This window comes from Microbacterium paraoxydans (genome assembly GCF_019056515.1).
Lineage (GTDB): Bacteria > Actinomycetota > Actinomycetes > Actinomycetales > Microbacteriaceae > Microbacterium.
The window spans coordinates 1,648,631-1,667,326 of the sequence record NZ_CP064873.1 but is presented as its reverse complement, the minus strand read 5'-3'; the positions used below and the strand labels follow the sequence as shown (position 1 = coordinate 1,667,326).

At 69.8% G+C, this 18,696-nt stretch carries 18 protein-coding genes, 1 tRNA gene and 1 pseudogene; 7 read left to right on the top strand and 13 right to left on the bottom strand.

Going from position 1 to position 18,696, the window contains the following annotated elements; all coding sequences use genetic code 11:
• Nucleotides 1–2 precede the first annotated feature (2 nt).
• Together IZR02_RS07920 and IZR02_RS07915 are read left to right on the top strand one after the other, a co-directional pair.
• Nucleotides 3–917, top strand: a complete 915-nt coding sequence (locus IZR02_RS07920; RefSeq protein WP_025103412.1) for a helix-turn-helix transcriptional regulator — start codon at nucleotides 3–5, stop codon at nucleotides 915–917.
• 185 nt (nucleotides 918–1,102) lie between these two features.
• Nucleotides 1,103–1,420 carry a DUF7882 family protein gene (locus tag IZR02_RS07915; protein ID WP_025103411.1) on the top strand — a complete coding sequence of 106 codons (318 nt, stop codon included), beginning with the start codon at nucleotides 1,103–1,105 and terminating at the stop codon, nucleotides 1,418–1,420.
• 53 nt (nucleotides 1,421–1,473) lie between these two features.
• Here the strand turns inward: IZR02_RS07915 and IZR02_RS07910 are convergent, their stop codons facing one another.
• The 8 genes and pseudogenes from IZR02_RS07910 to IZR02_RS07880 form a co-directional block, all read right to left on the bottom strand.
• Complete coding sequence (locus tag IZR02_RS07910) at nucleotides 1,474–1,734, bottom strand: DUF6458 family protein (protein ID WP_025103410.1); 261 nt, start codon at nucleotides 1,732–1,734, stop codon at nucleotides 1,474–1,476.
• Between the two features lie 108 nt (nucleotides 1,735–1,842).
• Complete coding sequence (locus tag IZR02_RS18095) at nucleotides 1,843–2,565, bottom strand: FAD-binding oxidoreductase (protein ID WP_345817878.1); 723 nt, start codon at nucleotides 2,563–2,565, stop codon at nucleotides 1,843–1,845.
• A gap of 114 nt (nucleotides 2,566–2,679) precedes the next feature.
• Nucleotides 2,680–3,057: pseudogene (locus IZR02_RS18090) on the bottom strand (globin domain-containing protein); the annotation flags it as partial.
• A 96-nt stretch (nucleotides 3,058–3,153) separates the two neighbouring features.
• Nucleotides 3,154–3,660, bottom strand: coding sequence for a DUF11 domain-containing protein (locus IZR02_RS07900; protein WP_217316591.1), 507 nt, complete (start codon nucleotides 3,658–3,660; stop codon nucleotides 3,154–3,156).
• Nucleotides 3,661–3,808: 148 nt separating this feature from the next.
• Nucleotides 3,809–5,575: a DUF5979 domain-containing protein gene (locus IZR02_RS07895; RefSeq protein WP_025103407.1), complete on the bottom strand. Its 1,767-nt coding sequence runs from the start codon at nucleotides 5,573–5,575 to the stop codon at nucleotides 3,809–3,811.
• A 306-nt stretch (nucleotides 5,576–5,881) separates the two neighbouring features.
• The gene (locus IZR02_RS07890; RefSeq protein WP_025103406.1) at nucleotides 5,882–6,394 is read right to left on the bottom strand and encodes a DoxX family membrane protein; all 513 of its coding nucleotides are present in this window, start codon (nucleotides 6,392–6,394) and stop codon (nucleotides 5,882–5,884) included.
• Nucleotides 6,395–6,489: 95 nt separating this feature from the next.
• Nucleotides 6,490–6,563: transfer RNA gene (locus tag IZR02_RS07885), tRNA-Ile, on the bottom strand.
• Between the two features lie 28 nt (nucleotides 6,564–6,591).
• Nucleotides 6,592–7,128, bottom strand: coding sequence for a gamma carbonic anhydrase family protein (locus IZR02_RS07880; RefSeq protein WP_025103405.1), 537 nt, complete (start codon nucleotides 7,126–7,128; stop codon nucleotides 6,592–6,594).
• Nucleotides 7,129–7,258: 130 nt separating this feature from the next.
• Between IZR02_RS07880 and IZR02_RS07875 the strand changes: the two genes are divergently transcribed.
• Nucleotides 7,259–7,744, top strand: a complete 486-nt coding sequence (locus tag IZR02_RS07875; protein WP_025103404.1) for a Dps family protein — start codon at nucleotides 7,259–7,261, stop codon at nucleotides 7,742–7,744.
• Between the two features lie 62 nt (nucleotides 7,745–7,806).
• Here IZR02_RS07875 and IZR02_RS07870 read toward each other — a convergent pair whose 3' ends face one another.
• From IZR02_RS07870 to IZR02_RS07850, 5 genes are read right to left on the bottom strand one after another with little or no spacing between them, the layout of a single operon-like run.
• On the bottom strand, nucleotides 7,807–9,303 hold the full coding sequence (locus IZR02_RS07870) for an amidohydrolase (RefSeq protein WP_025103403.1): 1,497 nt from the start codon (nucleotides 9,301–9,303) through the stop codon (nucleotides 7,807–7,809).
• Nucleotides 9,300–9,941: an FMN-binding negative transcriptional regulator gene (locus tag IZR02_RS07865; protein WP_025103402.1), complete on the bottom strand. Its 642-nt coding sequence runs from the start codon at nucleotides 9,939–9,941 to the stop codon at nucleotides 9,300–9,302. Before IZR02_RS07865 ends, IZR02_RS07870 begins: the two co-directional genes overlap by 4 nt.
• A gap of 42 nt (nucleotides 9,942–9,983) precedes the next feature.
• Nucleotides 9,984–10,982: an Fpg/Nei family DNA glycosylase gene (locus IZR02_RS07860; RefSeq protein WP_025103401.1), complete on the bottom strand. Its 999-nt coding sequence runs from the start codon at nucleotides 10,980–10,982 to the stop codon at nucleotides 9,984–9,986.
• 1 nt (nucleotide 10,983) lies between these two features.
• Nucleotides 10,984–11,469, bottom strand: coding sequence for a ribose-5-phosphate isomerase (locus IZR02_RS07855; protein ID WP_025103400.1), 486 nt, complete (start codon nucleotides 11,467–11,469; stop codon nucleotides 10,984–10,986).
• A gap of 33 nt (nucleotides 11,470–11,502) precedes the next feature.
• On the bottom strand, nucleotides 11,503–12,687 hold the full coding sequence (locus IZR02_RS07850; protein WP_025103399.1) for a ferrochelatase: 1,185 nt from the start codon (nucleotides 12,685–12,687) through the stop codon (nucleotides 11,503–11,505).
• A 170-nt stretch (nucleotides 12,688–12,857) separates the two neighbouring features.
• Here IZR02_RS07850 and pepN point away from each other — a divergent pair, with 170 nt between their 5' ends.
• The 4 genes from pepN (at nucleotide 12,858) to IZR02_RS07830 (ending at nucleotide 18,675) form a co-directional block, all read left to right on the top strand.
• Nucleotides 12,858–15,410 (top strand): aminopeptidase N, encoded by a 2,553-nt coding sequence (gene pepN / locus IZR02_RS07845; protein ID WP_025103398.1) that lies wholly within the window; start codon nucleotides 12,858–12,860, stop codon nucleotides 15,408–15,410.
• Between the two features lie 81 nt (nucleotides 15,411–15,491).
• Entirely contained in the window at nucleotides 15,492–16,568 is a 1,077-nt protein-coding gene (locus IZR02_RS07840) for a mechanosensitive ion channel family protein (RefSeq protein ID WP_025103397.1), read from the top strand.
• A complete protein-coding gene (locus IZR02_RS07835; protein WP_025103396.1) occupies nucleotides 16,565–17,014 on the top strand; it encodes a globin in 450 nt (149 codons plus the stop codon). Before IZR02_RS07840 ends, IZR02_RS07835 begins: the two co-directional genes overlap by 4 nt.
• Nucleotides 17,011–18,675 carry an FAD-binding dehydrogenase gene (locus tag IZR02_RS07830; RefSeq protein ID WP_025103395.1) on the top strand — a complete coding sequence of 555 codons (1,665 nt, stop codon included), beginning with the start codon at nucleotides 17,011–17,013 and terminating at the stop codon, nucleotides 18,673–18,675. The genes IZR02_RS07835 and IZR02_RS07830 overlap by 4 nt, the downstream gene beginning before the upstream one ends.
• Nucleotides 18,676–18,696 lie beyond the last annotated feature (21 nt).

Here is an 18,696-nt window from a genome sequence, read left to right as displayed (position 1 = left end):
CGGTGCAGTTCACATCCACGGACATCGAGCAGGTGGAGTCCACCTGGCAGCAGTTCGTGCCCTCGGCGACCCTCCAGGACGTGGACCCCCGCCGGTTCCGCTTCGACTGGCGCTCGGTGGAGGCGGCGTCCATGTCGCTCGTCCGCTACCAGCTCGCGGCCCAGGTGCACTCCCGCGCCGAACCGGAGGATCAGCTGCTGGTGTGTCGCGTCGATGCCGCCGACGCCCGGATCTGGTCGGGCCGGCAAGGACTCGACGCCGGTCAGCCGTGGCTCACGGACGGCGTCCGGGTCGAGGCGAAGTGGAACCAGGTCGCCCGCGTCCGTGCTCTCGTGTTCGATCGCGCGGCGGCGCGTGACTCGATCAGGCAGATCACCGGCGACGACCGCCTCGAGCTCCGCGCCACCGGACTCGCTCCGCACACGCGGGAGGACGGGGCACGGTGGGAGCGGATGTTCTCCTACATCGACGGCTCGTTCGGTCCGGATGGCGCCGACCCCCTCATCGCCGCCGAGCTCGAGCGCCACGCCCTGCTGCTGACCATGTCGGCGTTCCCCACCACCTTCAGCGAGTCGCTGCACCGTCCGGCCCAACGCTCCGCGGCGCCGGCCTCGGTGCGTCGCGCCCTCGCGTTCATCGAGGACAACGCACACCTGCCCATCACGGTGGACGACGTCGCGGCGGCGGCTTTCATGTCCACCCGAGGCCTGCAGTACGCGTTCCGCCGCGCGCTCGACATGACACCGAACGAGGCCCTGCGGCGCGCCCGGCTCGACGGCGCGCACCGCGATCTGCGACACGGCAAGGGCGCATCGGTGTCCGCGATCGCGCGCCGGTGGGGGTTCAGCAACGTCTCCCGGTTCGCCGTGGCCTATCGCGAAACGTACGGGAATCCGCCCGCTCTCACCGCTATGTGACGGGAGACTGACACCGCGCGCATACTCTGTTCGCAGCAGACGGCGCGTCGCCCTGATGCGCACGATGTCGTGCGCAAATTGGCTAGAGTCCAAGTATCCCCGGGAGCGGTCTGCCGTCTTCCCCCCACGTTCCCAAGGAGCGCCATGAACATTCCCGCAGCCCCCGCCGCGAAGGTCGGCTGACCATGGGCAGCCTGTATTACGGCGACACCCAGACGCCGATCCAGATCGAAGACCGTGCGCTCGCTCACCTCAAGGTGGTCATCGCCACGAAGCTGCGCCGGAACGAGAGCTTCACGCTCTCCTGGCGCCACCCCGAGGGCGATGCCCCCGGCCGCTCCACACTCTGGCTGCACCCCTCCATCCCCCTCCGTTTCGTCTTCGAGGAGGCCGAGACACCCGAGCTGAGCCGGCGCTGGATCGAGGAACTCGCGCACTCCGCGAACTCGAGCGGAGGCATCACCCTCGTCGAGGAGCACCTCGAAGGCGCGGACGTCACCTGACGAGAAGGGCCGCGGGTTCTCCCGCGGCCCTTCTCCTTTCCGTCTGCGTGCGCTCAGAGCCCGTCGTCGGAGCTCGAGCTGACGGAACGCCGGGTCGTGGGCTCACCCGTCGCCGGGTCGACGTACGTGCGCGACACCGTCTCCGTGCGACGCCGACGCGCGAGAAGCACGATGCCGATGAGGAAGATGATCACGCCGGCACCCATGAGGATGTAGCCGACCATGTCCAGGTCGACCCACGGCACGTCGACGTTGATCGCGAACACGAGGATCGCTCCGATGACGAAGAGCGCGATTCCGCTGCCGATGCTCATAGTCTCTCCCGTTCTCGCGGCGCGGTGCCGCTCTCGGGGAGCATGTCAGTTCGCGGCGGCCTCGAGGAGGGGCTTGACACGGCTGCACGCAGGTCTTTCGCAGTGGGGTCAGGCCGCGGCGGTCTTCGGCTGACGAGCCCAGAGATCCGGACCGAAGACCTCGTACTCGATGCGCTCCGGCGCGATGCCGCGTGCCGTCAGAGCGCTTCGGATCGCCTGCATGAACGGCAGCGGCCCGCACAGGAACACGCGCGCCGTCGGCGGGAGGTCGATGCCGGCGAGATCCATCCGGCCGGAACGCACCGCCGGCCACTCCGCTGCGCCCTCGGTGTACCAGGTCAGGGTGCGGACGTCGTTCAACCGCTGCGCGTGGGCGCGCACGTCCGAGACGAGGGCGTGGGTCTCCGGCTCGCGGTCCACGTGGAACAGGTGCACCGGCCGGTCGGGACGCCGTCGCGCGAGGTCGCCCACCATCGCTGCGACGGGCGTGATGCCGATTCCCGCCGAGATGAGGACCAGCGCATCATCGGAGTCATCGAGGAGCAGGTCCCCGGCAGGCTGGGAGACGTCGAGCACCGTTCCGACGTGGGCGTTCTCGTGCAGCCAGGTCGACACCTGCCCGTCTGGTGCGCCGTCCGCGCCGCGCACGCGCTTCACGGTGACGCGCAGTGAGGCCTCGGGCGTCGACGAGGAGATCGTGTACTGCCGGGGCTGGCGCGTGCCGTCAGGGAGGTCGACGGCGACGGCCACGTACTGCCCGATGCGATGGGGCGCTCGGCGACCGTCCACCGGCTCCAGGCTGAGGGAGATGACGTCGCGAGCCTCCTCCACGCGGTCGACGACCCGGTGCGGTCGCCACGGGTTGTCCGGGTCCGTGCCGGCGTCCGCGTAGAGCCGCGCCTCCTCGGCGATGAGGGAGCAGCCGAAGAGCCAGTACACCTCGTCCCACGCCGCATGCACTGCCGGCGTGATCGCGTCGCCGAGTACGTCATCGACCGCGGCCAGGAGATAGCGGCCCACGATCGTGTACTGGCGCGCCGAGATACCCAAGGAGACGTGGCGGTGGGCGATGCGTCGCATCACCGGGGAGAAGTCCGGCGCGTCCGGATCGATGAGGTGCACCGCGAACGCCACGACGGACGCCGCCAGCGCCTTGGGTTGATCGCCTTGGACCTGATGCGCGCGGTTGAAGACGTTCAACAGCTCAGGATGGGCCTCGAACATCCGCCGGTAGAACAGGGCGGTGATCTCGTCGGCGTGTGCGGCGACGACGCCGGCGGTGGCGCGGACGATGACTTCGGAGTCCGTGGAGAGCTGCATGACTGCCTTTCGGTCGGTGTCCGTTCAGCCTCTCGACGACGAGCGCGCCACGCCGCCGCGGATACCGTGGAAAACGAGGCCGCGGCGCGCGGCCGCCCTTCACCTCACGTAGCCGTACGACTCGACCCGCGGGAACGCGAGCCCATCGCCGTCGCCGGTCCACACGCCGGTGAAGCGCAGCACGACGCTGTCTCCGGCATCGAGCGGCCCGTTCCACGTGACGGCATTCCCCGCGACGGAAGCGCGACCGGAGGTCGCCTCCAGGGCCGACGCTGCCCAGGTCGAGTCGTCGAGGAGGCCGTCCAGGCGGAACGTGAGCGCGCTCTTCGTCGAGTCGACCTCGCCGTTGTTGAGGAACTGCATGGTGTACGTCACGGTGTCCCCCACCTGGGGATCGGTCGGACTCATGTTGAACGTGTACTGGAAGAAGAGACACGCCGCCCCGACGCGCTGCGTGAGAACGCCCGTGCTATGCGTACTCGACGCCGTCGGATCCGCGGGCGTCGACTCGGCGTGAGCGGCGGAAGCGAGCACCGCCCTGCCGAGCGAGAGAGCGGCGGCCACGCCGAGGGTGGCCGAGGTACGGGCGAGGAGCGTCTTGGTCATGAGAGGTGCCTTTCTCCGACGCGCTGCGGCGTCGACGTCGTCGTCGAGGGAGAGCCCCTCGACGACGACAGGACGCTGAACGGCGCGATCGATCACGCGACGACGGTGAAGTCGTTGCGTGATCGATCGGCGTGGCCCCTCCCGGCCCTCAGTCGCCGGTGCGCGAACCCGAGACCCGGTGACGGACGCCGAGCGCCACGACTCCGGCGAGCAGCAGCAGCGCTCCCAGGAGGATCGGGCCGGTCGGCCCCTCGGCCCCGGTCAGGGCGAGCTCACCGCCCGGCGTGGGCGGAGGAGTGACCGCGGTCCCGTTGGTGAGCACGACCGCGACCGTCGCGTCTTCGGAGATCGTGAGCGTGGCACCGCCGTCGCCGACGTCGACTCCCGCGCCGGTGAAGCGCGGGCTCTTCCACGTGACGCCCTCCACGGAGCTCGGCGCCTTCTCGCGGAGCGTGACGACCGTTCCCGCCGGCAGATCCGCGAGTCCGTCGCTCTTCCCAGCGCGGAGCGCGAGTTCACCGGTGACGGGCTGTCCCGCGAGCTCGTACGAGTACTCCACCGTGAACGTCTGGTCCGCAGGGACCAGCGACGTCCCCGGGCCCGTGACGTTCTTGGTCACCGTGAAGCCCCCGACCGGCGGCGGCGTGACCGTCGTCGGGTTGGTGAGCGTCACCGCGACCGTCGCCCCCCGTGCGATGGTGACGGTCGCGCCGCCATCGGTGATCGCCACACCGGTGCCGGAGAAGACCGGCGCCTGCCAGGTCACGCCGTCGACGTCCGCCGGCGTGACCTCAGATAGGGTGACGACCGTGCCCACCGGCAGATCCTTCAGGCCATCGGTCTGGCCGGACCGCAGGGCGAGCTCGCCCTCCACCGTCTGTCCGGCACGCTGATAGGAGTAGGCCACCCGGAACTCGCGGTCGTCGGGCACCAGAGCCGCGCCGGCACCGCTGACCTCCTTGGTCACGGTGAATCCGCCGACCGGGAGCACCCCTTCGCCATCGCCCCCGCCCTGGGAGTAGATGACCGGTGTGCTCTCGGTGACCCAGCGGGAACCGGTCACGGTGTTGTGGAACGCATCACCGGGACGGACGTCGGTGGGCAGAGCCGTCTTGTAGCGGAGCACGTAGATCGCGTCGGCGACGATCGGCGCGTTCACTGTCACCGTGAACGACTCGGAGCTGACCTCCGTGACGGTGAAATCGCTGCCCGACTGTAGCCCCGTCGACACGGTGTACTTGCCTCCCGCCCAGTCCTTCGCGAGCACGTACGCCACGGTGACGGACGCGGGATCGAGCACGAGGCCGGCCGTGAACGTGTCGGTGAGCGTCGGAGCCTCCCCGGCCAGCGCGGAGGACGGGATGTTCACGCCCCACGCGATGTTCCGACCGTCGAGCGTCACGTCGCCCCACTTGGTCGGGGTCGTCGGCGCCGGGAACTCCGGGACCGGTCCGATCCCGCCCGGGACGTCGACCGGGACGACGGTTCCGCCGCCCGTGGTGAACGGGATCTCCGTCAGTGTGGTCTCCTCGTCGGCCCTGGCACGGAAGTGCAGTGTGCCGCTGACGTCGGTGTGGCTGTCGACGTAGTCCGTGAGCGTGCACACGAGCTCACCGGTCGACACCTCGCACATTCCGATGGTCTGGCCATCCGGAGCCGTCAGGGCGAAGGAATCCCGCACCCCGGTCAGGCTCGGGCTCGTCGGAAAGGCGAGGCGGAACGTGTCCCCCGCGGTCGCCGTGTCCGGCACTGCCCAGGTCGCTTCGAACGCGATCCGGTCCCAGACCTTGATCTGGTCGGTGGGTTCGGTGATGGTCAACGAGGTGATCCCCGCCACCTCCGCAGCGCGGGCCGTGGCCGGCGTCGCGATGACGGCCGCCAGGGCCGCCAGACAGATCGCGAGCAGAGCACCCACGAACGTCGTCAGGCGCGTTCCCCGCGCGCCCGATCTGATTGCATGCTTAATGACTGGCACTTTCGACTCCCCAGATGATCGATGAACTCGCGCATTTGGCTTCTTCCGCGCGAGTGATGTCCCCAGGAAGGGATGCAGAACGGCGCGTTCTGTTACGCGGTTCGGCCGAACGGGTTTCTCGCGGCACACGCAATATGCCGTGATCCTGCGGAAAACGGCGTCATGAAACGGTCACCTCGTCATCTCTCCCGTGACGGATCGCTTCCCCTTCCGACGCGTCCGTCCGTCTGTAGAGGCATTCGCCGTCTACCTGGTGCCGGGGGCATCGTTGTCTCTCCCCGCTCCCGGCACCTCCTTTCGCAGCGCATCGATGCTCCACCGGTAGCGCTTCAGCCCCGCGAGCAGGATCGCGGCGGCTGTGAAGACGAAGACCGGGTACCGGAACGACGCAAGCGGTCCGAGGAAGACGAGCATCGTCACCCCGAACGTCGCCGTGAGCAGCGCAGCGACTCCCGCCGCGATCCGGGTCCACAGCCCGACGGCCAGAAGCAGGGCGAGGATGGTCTCCAGAGCCGTCGCCAGCACGGCCGCCGTGTCCACCACCACGTCGACGGGGACAGGGACGAGCTGCGCGGTGTACGCACGGAAGATCGTCCACGAGCCCCACGACACACCATCTGCCCCCGGGCCGCCGAGGACGCCGAAACGGTCGGCGACGGCGAGGGCGAAACTCGCCGCGATCGCGAGACGCAACGCGAACTGCCCCACATCCTCGATCCGACGACGCGTCCCCGCGTTCGGCACACTCGTGGTCGACATGGCTCCTGCTCCGATCCGGAGGCTGACGGGCGTCGAGACCTCCAGAGAAGAGACAGGAGAGCGCCGCGACGATTACGACAGACGAGGCCAGGGAGTAGGGCGGGTCGGACTTGAACCGACGATCGTTGGGTTATGAGCCCACTGCCTTAACCAGCTTGGCCACCGCCCCGTACCGCCCAGCCTAGCGGGGGGAGGTCTCACGCCTCGCTCGCCTGCGTGTGCGTGGCCACGTGTTCCAGGTAGATCGCGGCATTCGCCAGCAGCGCGGCGCGTTCGTCGTCGGAGAGCGCCCTGCGCACCTTCGCCGGCACGCCTGCCACGAGGGAACCCGGCGGCACCTCGGTCCCACCCAGCACGACGGCACCGCCGGCGATCAGGCAGCCCTCTCCGATCACGGCGCCGCTGAGGACGACGGCCCCCATCCCGATGAGAGAGCCGTCACCGATCGTGCAGCCGTGCACGACAGCGTTGTGCCCGATCGACACCCGTGACCCGACGAGGACGGGATGCCCGGCGTCGACGTGGATCGACACGTTGTCCTGCACGTTGCTGCCCGGTCCGATGACGATCGGCGAGGAGTCACCGCGGAGCACCGCGTTGTACCAGATGCTGGCACCGGCTCCGAGAGACACCGCGCCGACGATGCGCGCGCCATCAGCGACGAAGGCGGTGTCGTCGAGCTCGGGGGTGCGATCCGGGAGGGCGAGGACGGAGGCTCCGGCAGCGATGCTCATGAGGCGAGACTACCCTCACTCCCCCGGAATCACGCGGAAGTGAGTGGAGCCTCAGCTTCCTTGCGGAATGCCTGAGCCTGAGTAACGTTGTACTCGTCAGACAGAGAACTTCATTCGGAGGAGCAAGAAGATGAGCAAGGCCCAGACCGTTTCCACCACCGCCATCGACCCGACTGTGGCCGCCGGTGCGGCGCAGTTCCTCTCCCCCGTCGTCCTCGGCCTCCAGGCGCTGACCGTCAACGGCAAGCAGGCGCACTGGCACGTCCGCGGCGCCAACTTCGTCGGCGTGCACGAGCTGCTCGACACGATCGTCGCCCACGCCGGAGACTTCGCCGACACTGCCGCCGAGCGCATCGTCGCTCTGGGCCTTCCGATCGACGCGCGCGTGAACGCCGTCGCCGAGAAGGCAGGCGCCACCGGCGTTCCGGCCGGCTTCGCGCAGTCGGACGAGCTGATCCGCGCCGTGATCGCCGACATCGACGCGATCCTCGTCGATGTGAAGGCGGCCGTGGAGGGCCTCGACGAGGTCGACCTCACGAGTCAGGACGTGGCGATCGAGATCCAGCGCGGGCTGGAGAAGGACCGCTGGTTCCTCGTGTCGCACATCGCGGCCTGACACCACGTACACGACGAAGGGCGGCTCCCTACGGGGCCGCCCTTCGTCGTGTGCGCGCTGCCTCAGGCGAGGTGCGTGAGGCGACCGCCGAGCAGCGTGGTGGTGACGGGCATCGTCCGGAGCCCCGCCGCGTCAGCGGTGCGAGGATCACTCCCGAGGAGCACGATGTCTGCGCTCTGACCGGGACGGAGCGACGTGCGGACACTCGCTTCGAGGGCCTGATCCAGCGTCACCCGCTCCTCCGGATGCCAGGCGGCCCTGTCGTCGTCGGTCCGCCAGACCGCCGCGGCGATCGAATGCCAGGGGTCGAGCGGCGCGACCGGCGCATCGGAGCCGAAGCGCACCTCCGCACCCGCCGACAGCAGCGAGGCGAGCGGGTAGCCGATCGCGGTCTGCTCCGCCCAGTGGTGCTCGACGAGGTCGCGGTCGTCCACCGCATGCTGGGGTTGGACGCTCGCGCGCACCCCGAGCCGGCCGAATCGGGCGAGGTCGGCGTGCCGCACCAGTTGCGCGTGCTCCATCGACCCCGTGGCACCGGAAGCGCCGAACGCGTCGAGGGCCGCCGTCACGGCGCGATCGCCGATCGCGTGCACGGCGACCTCGATCCCCGCTCCCGCCGCAGTGGTCAGCAGCGCCGTGAGCTCGTCCGGAGGCACCGTCAGCACCCCGAAGTTCGCGGGGTCGCCGGGGTAGGAGTGTGAGCACGCCGCCGTACGGGTGCCGAGCGAGCCGTCGCTGATCACCTTCAACGACCCGACCCGCACGAGGGACCCGACAAGCCCGGTCGGATCCGTCACCGCAAGGCGCTCCCCCGTGCGGAGGCCCGCGGCGATCGCCCGATCGAGATCCGCCGGGTAGAACGCGAACTCGACACGGTGCGCGGCGAAGCCCGCGAGGATCCGTCGCGGCCAGGCATCGGCGTTCCACGCCATGTCGAAGTCGACCAGACCGGTCACGCCCCGTGCCGCGGCGGCCGCCCCCGCGCGGATGACCGCCTCATCGCTGTGGGCAGGATCGACGGCATTGAGCCGCCGGGAGATCTCGAACGCGTCCTCCTCGCGGAGCAGACCGTCGTCTCCGCGGAAGCCTTCGCGCGCCAGGGCCGCCGAGTTCAGCCAGACGCTGTGCACGTCCGCATTGATCAGGTAGGTGGGCACGACGCCCGTCTCGGCATCGAGCGCGGCCACGGATGGCCGATCCGGCCACAGCGCGTCCCGGAACCCCGTGCCGATCCGTCGGCCGTCCGGCAGCACGGGCGCGTCGCGCATCAACCTCGCGGCCCCGGCGGCCGAGTCCGCCGCGCCGAGCGGCACGCGCTCCGCGGCGAGGGCCCACTGCACAGTGTGCACATGGTTGTCCCAGAGCCCCGGCACCGCCCAGGCACCGTCGGCCTCGATGACCTCGCCGCGCGCCGGCAGGGCCCCGGTCGGCGCGATGTCGACGATGCGTCCGTCGGCGAGGTGGAGGTCGACCGGCTCATCATCCAGCAGGAACTCCCGCCCCGGACCGACGGGGCGGACGGCACGGACCGTTCCGACCTCGACTCCGAGGGCGCTCACGCCCTTCCACCCGTCCGTGCGTCCTGTGCACGACGCATCTCCGCGGCGAGGGCGGCGTTCGCATACGGCCCTTCGGCATGCAGCGCCGCGATCACCGCCTCGATGGTCTCCGCGGGCTTGTTCTGGCTCAGCTTCCGCTTGGCGACGACCTTCGTCGGGGTGAGGCGGAAGCCGACCGTTCCGGATTCGAGTCTTTCGATGAAGGCCGCGTCGTTCGGACGCTCCCACATCAGGCGCGGGTCGGGCAGCCGCGACTCGAACCGCGCGACCAGGGCATCGAGCACACGGAGGTTCTCCGCGGTGCTGAGGATCTCGGGAACGCCCGACAGGTGCACCGCGGTGTAGTTCCAGGTCGGGACCGCGGGAACGTCGCCGTACCAGCCCGGGGAGACGTACCCGTGCGGCCCCTGGAAGGCGAGCAGGATCTCCCGCTCCCCCAGGCCGTGGATGGCGTCGTCCGGGCGGCCCACGTGCCCCACGACCGTCAGATCATCGCGGTCGTCGTCGAGGAGGACGGCATAGTGCGAGGCGACCAGACCGTCCTCAGGCGCACTCACCACCGTCGCCCACGGGTTGGCGTCGATGACGCGGCGGATCTCGGCCACATCGGCGAGCGTGAAGCTCGGATTCTGTCGCATGGATCCCAGCCTAGAGCGGCGGGAGCCCCGGGGATCCCGCCCTCAGGCCTGACAGCGCGGGCACCAGTACAGCTTGCGGGCGCCGATCTCCTCCAGCGCGATCTCGGTCCCGCAGACCCGGCACGGCAGGCCGGCCCGGTGGTAGACCCAGTGACGATCGTCGCGGCTCGCCATCGCGGCGCGGTACTGCTCGGGAGACAGCCCGTCCATGGTCATCATCTGACCCGTCTCCACGCCGATGGCCAGCAGTCGCACCCAGTCATGCCAGAGCGCCCTGACGACATCCTCCGGGACGTCGCGGCCGGGCGTGTGCGGGTTCAGCCGCTGCCGGTAGAGCATCTCGGCGCGGTACACGTTGCCGATGCCGCTGACGACCGCCTGGTCCATCAGCAGCAGCGCGATCGGGGTCGGCTTCTTCCGCACGGCGCGGACGAACCGCTCCTCGTTCTCCGCCGGATCGCCGACGAGCGGATCGGGACCGAGCTTGGCCACCGTCGCCAGCATCTCCTCGGGAGTCTGCAACACGCAGGCGGTGGGACCGCGCAGGTCGGCCACCGTGATGTCGGTCATGAGGCGCAGCCGCACCTGACCCACCACGGGCGGCGGCCATTCGTCGACCTCGTCGGTCAGCCCCTTGGTCTGCTCGGACATCCGCACGTGGACCCTGGCGCGCCGCGGCGCCCCGATCGAGGCGAGGGAGTTCTCCCCCGCGTCGTCGAGGATCGCCTCGTCGAGAGTGGTGCCGCGCTGATTGGTCTGGCCCATCCTGCCGTTGGCCGACGCGATGGTGGGGTCGACGAGGATCTCCCCCGCGAAATCCCAGGCACCGTAGAGACCGAGATGCACGCGCAGCCAGAGGTCACCCTCCGCCTCGAGGAACATCTGCTTGCCCACGGCCTGCACGCTCACGGCCTGGCGTCCGTCGAGCACCGCGGCGCCCTCGGCGAAGCGTCCCTGCGGGCTGGAGGCGCTCATCGTCTTGCCGACGAAGTTGCGATCGAACTGCCGCGCGATGCGGTGGACGGAATGTCCCTCGGGCATGTCAGGCTCGGGGGTCCGGGAGGAGCGAGCCGTCGCGCTCGAAGTCGGCGATCTGTCCGATGCGCCGGACGTGCCGCTCGTCGCCGGAGAACGGCGTGGCGATGAACCGGTCGATGAACGCCGTGACCTCGTCGTAGGTGTGCTGACGAGCTCCGATGGAGATGACGTTCGCGTCGTTGTGCTCCCGCGCGAGCTCGGCCGTGGAGAGGTTCCAGACGAGCGCTGCGCGGACCCCGGCGACCTTGTTCGCGGCGATCTGCTCGCCGTTGCCCGAGCCCCCGAAGACGACCCCGAGCGCCGGCACCCCTGTCGCCTGATCGACGACGACGGCCTGCGCCGCCCGGATGCAGAAGGCCGGGTAGTCGTCGAGCGCGTCGTACTCCACCGGACCGTGGTCGATCACCTCGTGCCCCGCGGCGCGGAGATGCTCCTGCAGCTGGGTCGAGAACTCGAGTCCGGCGTGATCGGTGGCGATGTGGATGCGCATGTTCTCCATCCTAGGATCCGCTCCGTCCGCGACTCAGGGGGCGATGCCGGCAGCCGCGGGCTTGAACCCCGCGCGCACGTTCTCGCAGCACCCGGGACGGCAGACGTCGAACGCACCGGGCAGATCAGTGACGTGCGGACGCTCCGCGTTCGGGCGACCCTGCAGGCGCTCCTCGATGAGGTCGACGATGCCCTCAACGAAAGCCTCGCGGACACCGGGCGTCGGCGTGCGGACGAAGGCGAGGCCCGCCTCCTCCGCGGCCTCGGCGGCCTCGGTGTCGAGATCCCAGAGGACCTCCATGTGGTCGCTCATGAAGCCGACGGGGACCACGATGACCGCCTTGCGACCGCGCGCCGGGAGCTCCGCGATCACGTCGCAGACGTCGGGCTCCAGCCAGGGCTGCGACGCGGGGCCGGAACGCGACTGGTAGACCAGCTCCCAGGGCACGTCGGCGGCTCCCGGGACGGCGGCCCGCACCTGCTCCATCGTCCATTCCGACACGGCGAGGTGCTGGGCGGCGTAGGCCCCGCCCTCGCCCCAGTCGATGTCGCGGGCGCCGGAGCGCTCGGCGTCGGCGGTCGGGATGCTGTGCGTGGAGAAGAGGACCTGGATCTCGGTCGGCGCGAACCCCTGGTCGAGGTAGCCCTGCACCGACTCCCGCACGCCCGCCTCGAAGGCCTCGACGAAGCCGGGGTGGTCGTAGAAGGGACGGATCTTGTCGATGGTGACCGTCTCGCCGAGGCCGGTGTCGGTCAGCACGCGGGCGAAGTCCTCGCGGTACTGGCGGCAACTGGAGAACGAACTGTAGGCGCTCGTTGCGAAGGCGAGGAGGGTGGTGTGGCCGTTGGCCGACGCCTCGGGGAGCACGTCCTCGAGGTACGGACCCCAGTTGCGGTTGCCCCAGTACACCGGGAGGTCGATCCCCCGGGCCACGAGCGCCTTCTCCAGCGCCTCCTTGAGCACGCGGTTCTGGCCGTTGATCGGGCTCACGCCGCCGAAGTGACGGTAGTGGTGCGCGACCTCCTCCAGCCGCTCGTCCGGGATGCCCCGACCACGCGTCACGTTCCGGAGGAAGGGGATCACGTCCTCCTGGCCCTCCGGGCCGCCGAAGCTCGCCAAGAGGATGGCGTCGTAGGCGACGGGCGTGGTCACATAGGGGTCGCCGCCGGCAGCGGCGGGCGAGGCAAAGGGAACGACATTCGGCTCGATCGCGGTCACCCCTCCATCTTCCCATCTCCGCGGACGACGAGCGTCCGCACGACCGTGACTATCCCCGGTTCGTGAGGATCGACGGCGCGCGCGTCGCTCTGGCGTAGGCTGTCATGGTTGCCGTCGGCGCCAACTGCGCCGACCCCCGGTTACATCCCCTCACCCCTGGGAGTACAGCTTTGCCTGGAGAGAACCTCACCCGAATCGAAGCGCAGGAGCGCCGCGACGTCGTCGACACGCACTCCTATGAGGTCGCCCTCGATCTGACCAAGGGCGCCGAGGTCTTCGGCTCCCGGAGCGTCGTGCGCTTCTCCGCGTCCCCCGACAGCTTCACCTTCATCGACCTCATCGCCCGCGACGTGCGCGAGATCTCGCTCAACGGAGAGCAGCTCGACCCGCGCGAGGTCTTCGCCGACTCCCGGATCGCACTCGCCGGGCTGCAGGAGGAGAACGTCCTCGTCGTCGACGCCGACTGCCTGTACACCAACACCGGCGAGGGTCTGCACCGCTTCGTCGACCCGGTGGACGGCGAGGTGTACCTCTACTCGCAGTTCGAGGTGCCCGACTCCCGTCGCGTGTTCGCCGTCTTCGAGCAGCCCGACCTCAAGGCCACCTTCCAGTTCACGGTGACCGCCCCTGCGGAGTGGAAGGTCGTCTCCAACTCCCCCACCCCGGAGCCCATCGTCCACGACGACGGGGTCTCGGCCACCTGGGGCTTCGAGCCCACGCCCCGGATCTCCTCCTACATCACGGCCCTCGTCGCCGGACCGTACGAGGCCACCTTCTCGGAGCTCACCAGCGCCTCGGGCCGCGTGATCCCGCTCGGCGTCTACGGACGCAAGAGCCTCTGGCAGCACCTGGACGCCGACTACATCTTCGACAAGACCCGTGAGGGCTTCGCCTACTTCGAGTCGAAGTTCGGCGTGCCGTACCCGTTCGCCAAGTACGACCAGCTCTTCGTGCCCGAGTTCAACGCCGGCGCGATGGAGAACGCGGGAGCGGTGACGTTCACCGAGACGTATGTCTTCCGCAGCAAGGTCACCGACGCCGTCAAGGAGCGTCGCGTCGTGACGATCCTGCACGAGCTCGCCCACATGTGGTTCGGCGATCTCGTCACCATGAAGTGGTGGAACGACCTCTGGCTCAACGAGTCGTTCGCGGAGTGGGCGTCCACCATCGCGACGGCCGAGGCGACCGAGTGGACCGAGGCCTGGACCACCTTCAACGCGATGGAGAAGACCTGGGCCTACCGCCAGGACCAGCTCCCCTCCACGCACCCGATCGTCGCCGAGATCAACGACCTCGAGGACGTGCAGGTCAACTTCGACGGCATCACCTACGCCAAGGGCGGCTCGGTCCTCAAGCAGCTCGCCGCGTGGGTCGGCATCGAGGCGTTCTTCGCCGGTGTCTCGCAGTACTTCCAGAAGCACTCCTGGGGCAACACCGAGCTCAGCGACCTCCTGACGGAGCTGGAGGCCACGAGCGGCCGCGATCTCGGCACCTGGTCGAAGAAGTGGCTGGAGACGGCCGGGGTGAACACCCTCGAGCCCGTCGTGGCCGAGGACGACAACGGCAGGATCTCGCGCTTCGCCATCACCCAGACGGCTCCGGCCGACTACCCGACCATCCGTCCGCACCGTCTCGGCATCGGCTTCTACTCGCTGCAGGACGGCGCGCTCACGCGCACCCATCACATCGAGGTCGACGTGGACGGCGACCGCACCGAGGTCCCCGAGCTCCAGGGCCTCGACCGTCCCGACCTCATCCTCCTCAACGACGACGACCTCGCGTACGCGAAGATCCGTCTCGACGAGAAGTCGCTCGCGACCGCGATCGCCCACCTCGCCGACATCCACGATCCCCTCGCCCGCTCGCTCGTCTGGGGAGCAGCCTGGGACCAGACCCGCGACGCGGAGACGGCGGCGTCCGACTACATCGACCTCGTTCTCGGCAACATCGGCCGGGAGACCGAGTCCACCACGGTCCGCACCACCCTCGCGCAGCTGCGCACGGCCGCGACCCTGTATGTCGCCCCGGCGGAGCGCGAAGCCGCACGGCTGAAGGTGGCGGATGGCCTCTGGGCACTCGCCGAGTCGGCGGAGGCCGGCAGCGACAGCCAGCTCCAGTTCGTCACCGCCTTCGCGAACAACCTGGTGACACCGGAGCACGCCGGCATCGTCGGGCGTCTGCGCTCGGGTGAGGAGACGCTCCCCGGGCTCGACGTGGACGCCGACCTGGGCTGGCAGCTGCTCGTCGGCCTCGCGACGATCGGTGCGACCGACGCCGGGGCCATCGACGCCGCGCTCGCCGCCGATAACACCGCGAAGGGTGCGGAGTTCGCCGCGCAGGCGCGCGCCGCTCTTCCGGACGCGGCCGCGAAGCAGGAGGCCTGGGATGCGCTGATCGCGCGCGACGACGCCCCGAACACGATTGTCCGCTCGGCGGCGCTCGGCTTCGTCCACCCGGCGGGTGCGGAGGTGCTGGGCGCCTTCGTGCCGCAGTACTTCGACATGCTCCTGCCGGTGTGGGAGTCGCGGACCTACCAGATCGCGCAGTACCTGATCGTCGGGCTCTTTCCCACCGCTCTCGCCGACGTCGCGCTGCGCGACGCGACGCGGGGCTGGCTCTCCGAGCACCAGGACGCGCCGCCCGCTCTGCGCCGTCTCGTGCTGGAGAACCTCGCGGACGTGGAGCGCGCCCTCGCCGCGCAGTCCCGCGACGCCGAGGACTGACCCTCCACCGCTGACACCGACACGGGCCTCTGCCGCCGCTCTTCCAGCCGGCGCAGAGGCCCTCTCGGTACCATCGAGACGATGCTGATTTCCGCTGAGACGACCCCCACGCCGACGCCGACCGAGCTCCCCCCATGGGTGGAGGACATGCTCACGCTGCTGACCACGGTCGGCGGCAAGCTCCTGCAGATCGCCCTGATCATCGGCGCCTGCGTCCTCATCGCGCTCGTACTGCGCCGGGTGATCAGGCGGGTCGTGCACCGCATCGTCGACACCGCCAAGAACAAGGCCGCCGTCGACGACACCCAGGCACTCGAACGCTCCCCGCTGGCCGACATGCGACTGGTCCAGCGCACACGCACACTCGGCACCATCCTGCAGAACATCGTCAACGTGATGCTCGTGATCATCGCGATCATCCTCATCGTCAACGCGATCGACAATGCTCTCCTCGGATCGCTCACCCTTCTCACGGCGGCGGTCGGTGCCGGCCTCGGTTTCGGTGCCCAGAACATCGTCAAAGACGTGCTGAACGGCATCTTCCTCGTCGCCGAGGACCAGATCGGCATCGGCGACGTCGTCGACCTCGGGCTGGCGAGCGGCGTCGTCGAGTACGTCAGTGTGCGCGTGACCCAGGTGCGGGACGTGAACGGGACCCTCTGGTACGTGCGCAACGGCGAAGTGACCCGGATCGGGAACATGTCGCAGGGCTGGGCGCGCGCGATCGTCGACATCGGTGTGGCGCCGGATTCCGACCTCGAACAGGTCGAGCACATCCTGCTGGAGACGGCGCAGGGCCTGGCGAAAGACCCGAAGTGGCGCACCCGCATCGTGGAGAAGCCGGAGCTGTGGGGCCTGGAGTCGGTGGACGGCGACGCCCTCGTGGTGCGCGCCGTCATCAAGACCAGGGCGAACGCGCGCGACGACGTGGCGCAGGAGCTCCGACGCCGTCTCCGAGCCGCTCTGCTGGAGAAGGAGATCGACGTGCCGCGTCTCGCGGACGTCGTGCCCACCGGATTGGAGGGTGCGCGCCGCGTCCGGGGCGCCAACCCGCCGAAGACGCGCCCCAACGCCGTCACCGGGGTGCCCGTCATCCCGGATCGCGGCATCTGGCGGCGCAAGAAGAACACCGGCGGCGACGGGAGTGCAGACAAGTGACGTTCTACGACGAGGTCGGTGGGCGCGAGACGTTCGCGAAGATCGTCTCGGTGTTCTATCGCGAGGTGGCCCTCGACCCCGTGCTCAAGCCGATGTATCCGGAGGAGGACCTCGGTCCGGCCGAGGAGCGCCTGCTCCTGTTCCTCGAGCAGTACTGGGGCGGCCCGAGCACCTACGGCGAGACCCGCGGCCATCCCCGCCTGCGGATGCGTCACATGCCCTTCCGGGTCGACCCCGACGCCCGGGATCGTTGGCTTCGTCATATGCGCACGGCCGTGGACGAGGCGCAATTGTCCCCGTTGCACGAAACCACTCTCTGGGACTACCTGGAGCGCGCCGCCTATGCCATGGTGAACACATTCGAGCCGTCCGGCATCGGCACGGCACCCCAGGGGCGCACGACCCTGGAGACCCGCTCCCGTCAGGAATCAACGGAGACCCCATGACGACCACACCCCCGACCGCAGACGTCCTGGTGATCGGTTGGGGGTTGGCCGGTCTCGTCGCCGCCGCGGAAGCCCTCGAGGCCGGACGTCGGGTCGTCATCGTGGACCAGGAACCGCGGACGAACCTGGGCGGGCAGGCGTGGTGGTCCTTCGGCGGGCTGTTCCTCGTGGATTCTCCGGAACAGCGCCGCCTCGGCATCACCGACTCGCTCGAGCTCGCGACCCAGGACTGGTTCGGCACCGCCGGATTCGACCGCCCCGAGGACGAGTGGCCCCGGCGCTGGGCAGAGGCCTATCTGCAGTTCGCGGCCGGCGAGAAGCGCTCGTGGCTCCGCGCCCGCGGCGTCGGCTTCTTCCCGGTTGTCGGCTGGGCCGAGCGGGGCGGCTACGGCGCCCTCGGTCCGGGGAACTCGGTCCCTCGCTTCCACATCACCTGGGGCACCGGGCCGGGGATCGTCGCCCCGTTCGCGGCCGCCGTCGAGCAGGGAGAGCGCGAGGGACGGCTCACCGTCCTCGCCCGACACCGCGTCGAGGAACTCGTCCTCACCGGCGGGCGCGTGACCGGTGCCCGCGGGAGCGTGCTGGCGTCGGACGGTGCCGCCCGGGGCGTCCCCTCGTCCCGAGACGTGATCGGCGCGTTCGAGATCGACGCGACGGCGACGATCGTGGCCTCCGGGGGCATCGGCGGAAACCATGACCTCGTCCGCGCGGCCTGGCCCTCGCGCCTCGGCACTCCCCCGGCGCACATGCTCTCCGGCGTGCCCGCCTATGTCGACGGCTCGATGCAGAGCGTGAGCGCCGCCGCCGGAGCCCGCCTCATCAACGGCGACCGGATGTGGCACTACGTGGAAGGCATCACCAACTGGGACCCGGTGTGGCCGCAGCACGGCATCCGCATCCTGCCCGGCCCCTCGTCGCTGTGGCTCGACGCGACCGGACACCGGCTCCCCGTTCCGCTCTTCCCCGGCTTCGACACCCTCGGCACGCTCGAGTACCTGCGGCGGACGGGCCACGACCACTCCTGGTTCGTGACCTCGCGGCAGATCGTGGAGAAGGAGTTCGCGCTGTCCGGCAGCGAGCAGAACCCGGATCTCACCGGCAAGGACGTGGCGCTGCTCCTCAAGTCCCGCCTCGCGAAAGGGCCGACCGGACCCGTGCAGTCGTTCCTCGACGAGGGCGAGGACTTCATCGTCGAGAACGACCTGGAGTCCTTGCTGGAGCAGATGGCGGCCCACCCCGGGGGCGAGCTCCTGGACATCGAGGCCGTGCGCCGCGAGGTGGTCGCCCGCGACCGGGAGATGGCCAACGACTTCAGCAAGGACCCGCAGATCGGCATGCTGCGCTCGATGCGGGCCTATCGCGGGGACAAGCTCATCCGCACCGCGGCCCCGCATCGGCTCCAGGACCCCGCCGCCGGGCCGCTGATCGCCGTCAAGCTGCACGTGCTCACCAGGAAGTCCCTCGGGGGGATCAACACGGATCTCGACGGTCGCGCCCTGGATGGAAGCGGCGCGCCGATTCCCGGTCTCTTCGCCGCGGGCGAGGCCAGCGGCTTCGGCGGCGGAGGCGCGCACGGCTACCGAGCCCTGGAGGGCACGTTCCTCGGCGGGTGCCTGTTCTCCGGCCGTCAGGCCGGACTCGCAGCGGCTGCCCTCGGCTGATCCGGAGCTGCCCGCCGGTCC

Coding starts and splice junctions, on each gene's coding strand:
- IZR02_RS07915 (WP_025103411.1), top strand. CDS start 1,103: ATGGGCAGCCTGTATTACGGCGACACCCAGACGCCGATCCAGATCGAA.
- IZR02_RS07910 (WP_025103410.1), bottom strand. CDS start 1,734: ATGAGCATCGGCAGCGGAATCGCGCTCTTCGTCATCGGAGCGATCCTC.
- IZR02_RS07900 (WP_217316591.1), bottom strand. CDS start 3,660: ATGACCAAGACGCTCCTCGCCCGTACCTCGGCCACCCTCGGCGTGGCC.
- IZR02_RS07890 (WP_025103406.1), bottom strand. CDS start 6,394: ATGTCGACCACGAGTGTGCCGAACGCGGGGACGCGTCGTCGGATCGAG.
- IZR02_RS07880 (WP_025103405.1), bottom strand. CDS start 7,128: ATGAGCATCGCTGCCGGAGCCTCCGTCCTCGCCCTCCCGGATCGCACC.
- IZR02_RS07875 (WP_025103404.1), top strand. CDS start 7,259: ATGAGCAAGGCCCAGACCGTTTCCACCACCGCCATCGACCCGACTGTG.
- IZR02_RS07865 (WP_025103402.1), bottom strand. CDS start 9,941: ATGCGACAGAATCCGAGCTTCACGCTCGCCGATGTGGCCGAGATCCGC.
- IZR02_RS07860 (WP_025103401.1), bottom strand. CDS start 10,982: ATGCCCGAGGGACATTCCGTCCACCGCATCGCGCGGCAGTTCGATCGC.
- IZR02_RS07855 (WP_025103400.1), bottom strand. CDS start 11,469: ATGCGCATCCACATCGCCACCGATCACGCCGGACTCGAGTTCTCGACC.
- IZR02_RS07840 (WP_025103397.1), top strand. CDS start 15,492: ATGCTGATTTCCGCTGAGACGACCCCCACGCCGACGCCGACCGAGCTC.
- IZR02_RS07830 (WP_025103395.1), top strand. CDS start 17,011: ATGACGACCACACCCCCGACCGCAGACGTCCTGGTGATCGGTTGGGGG.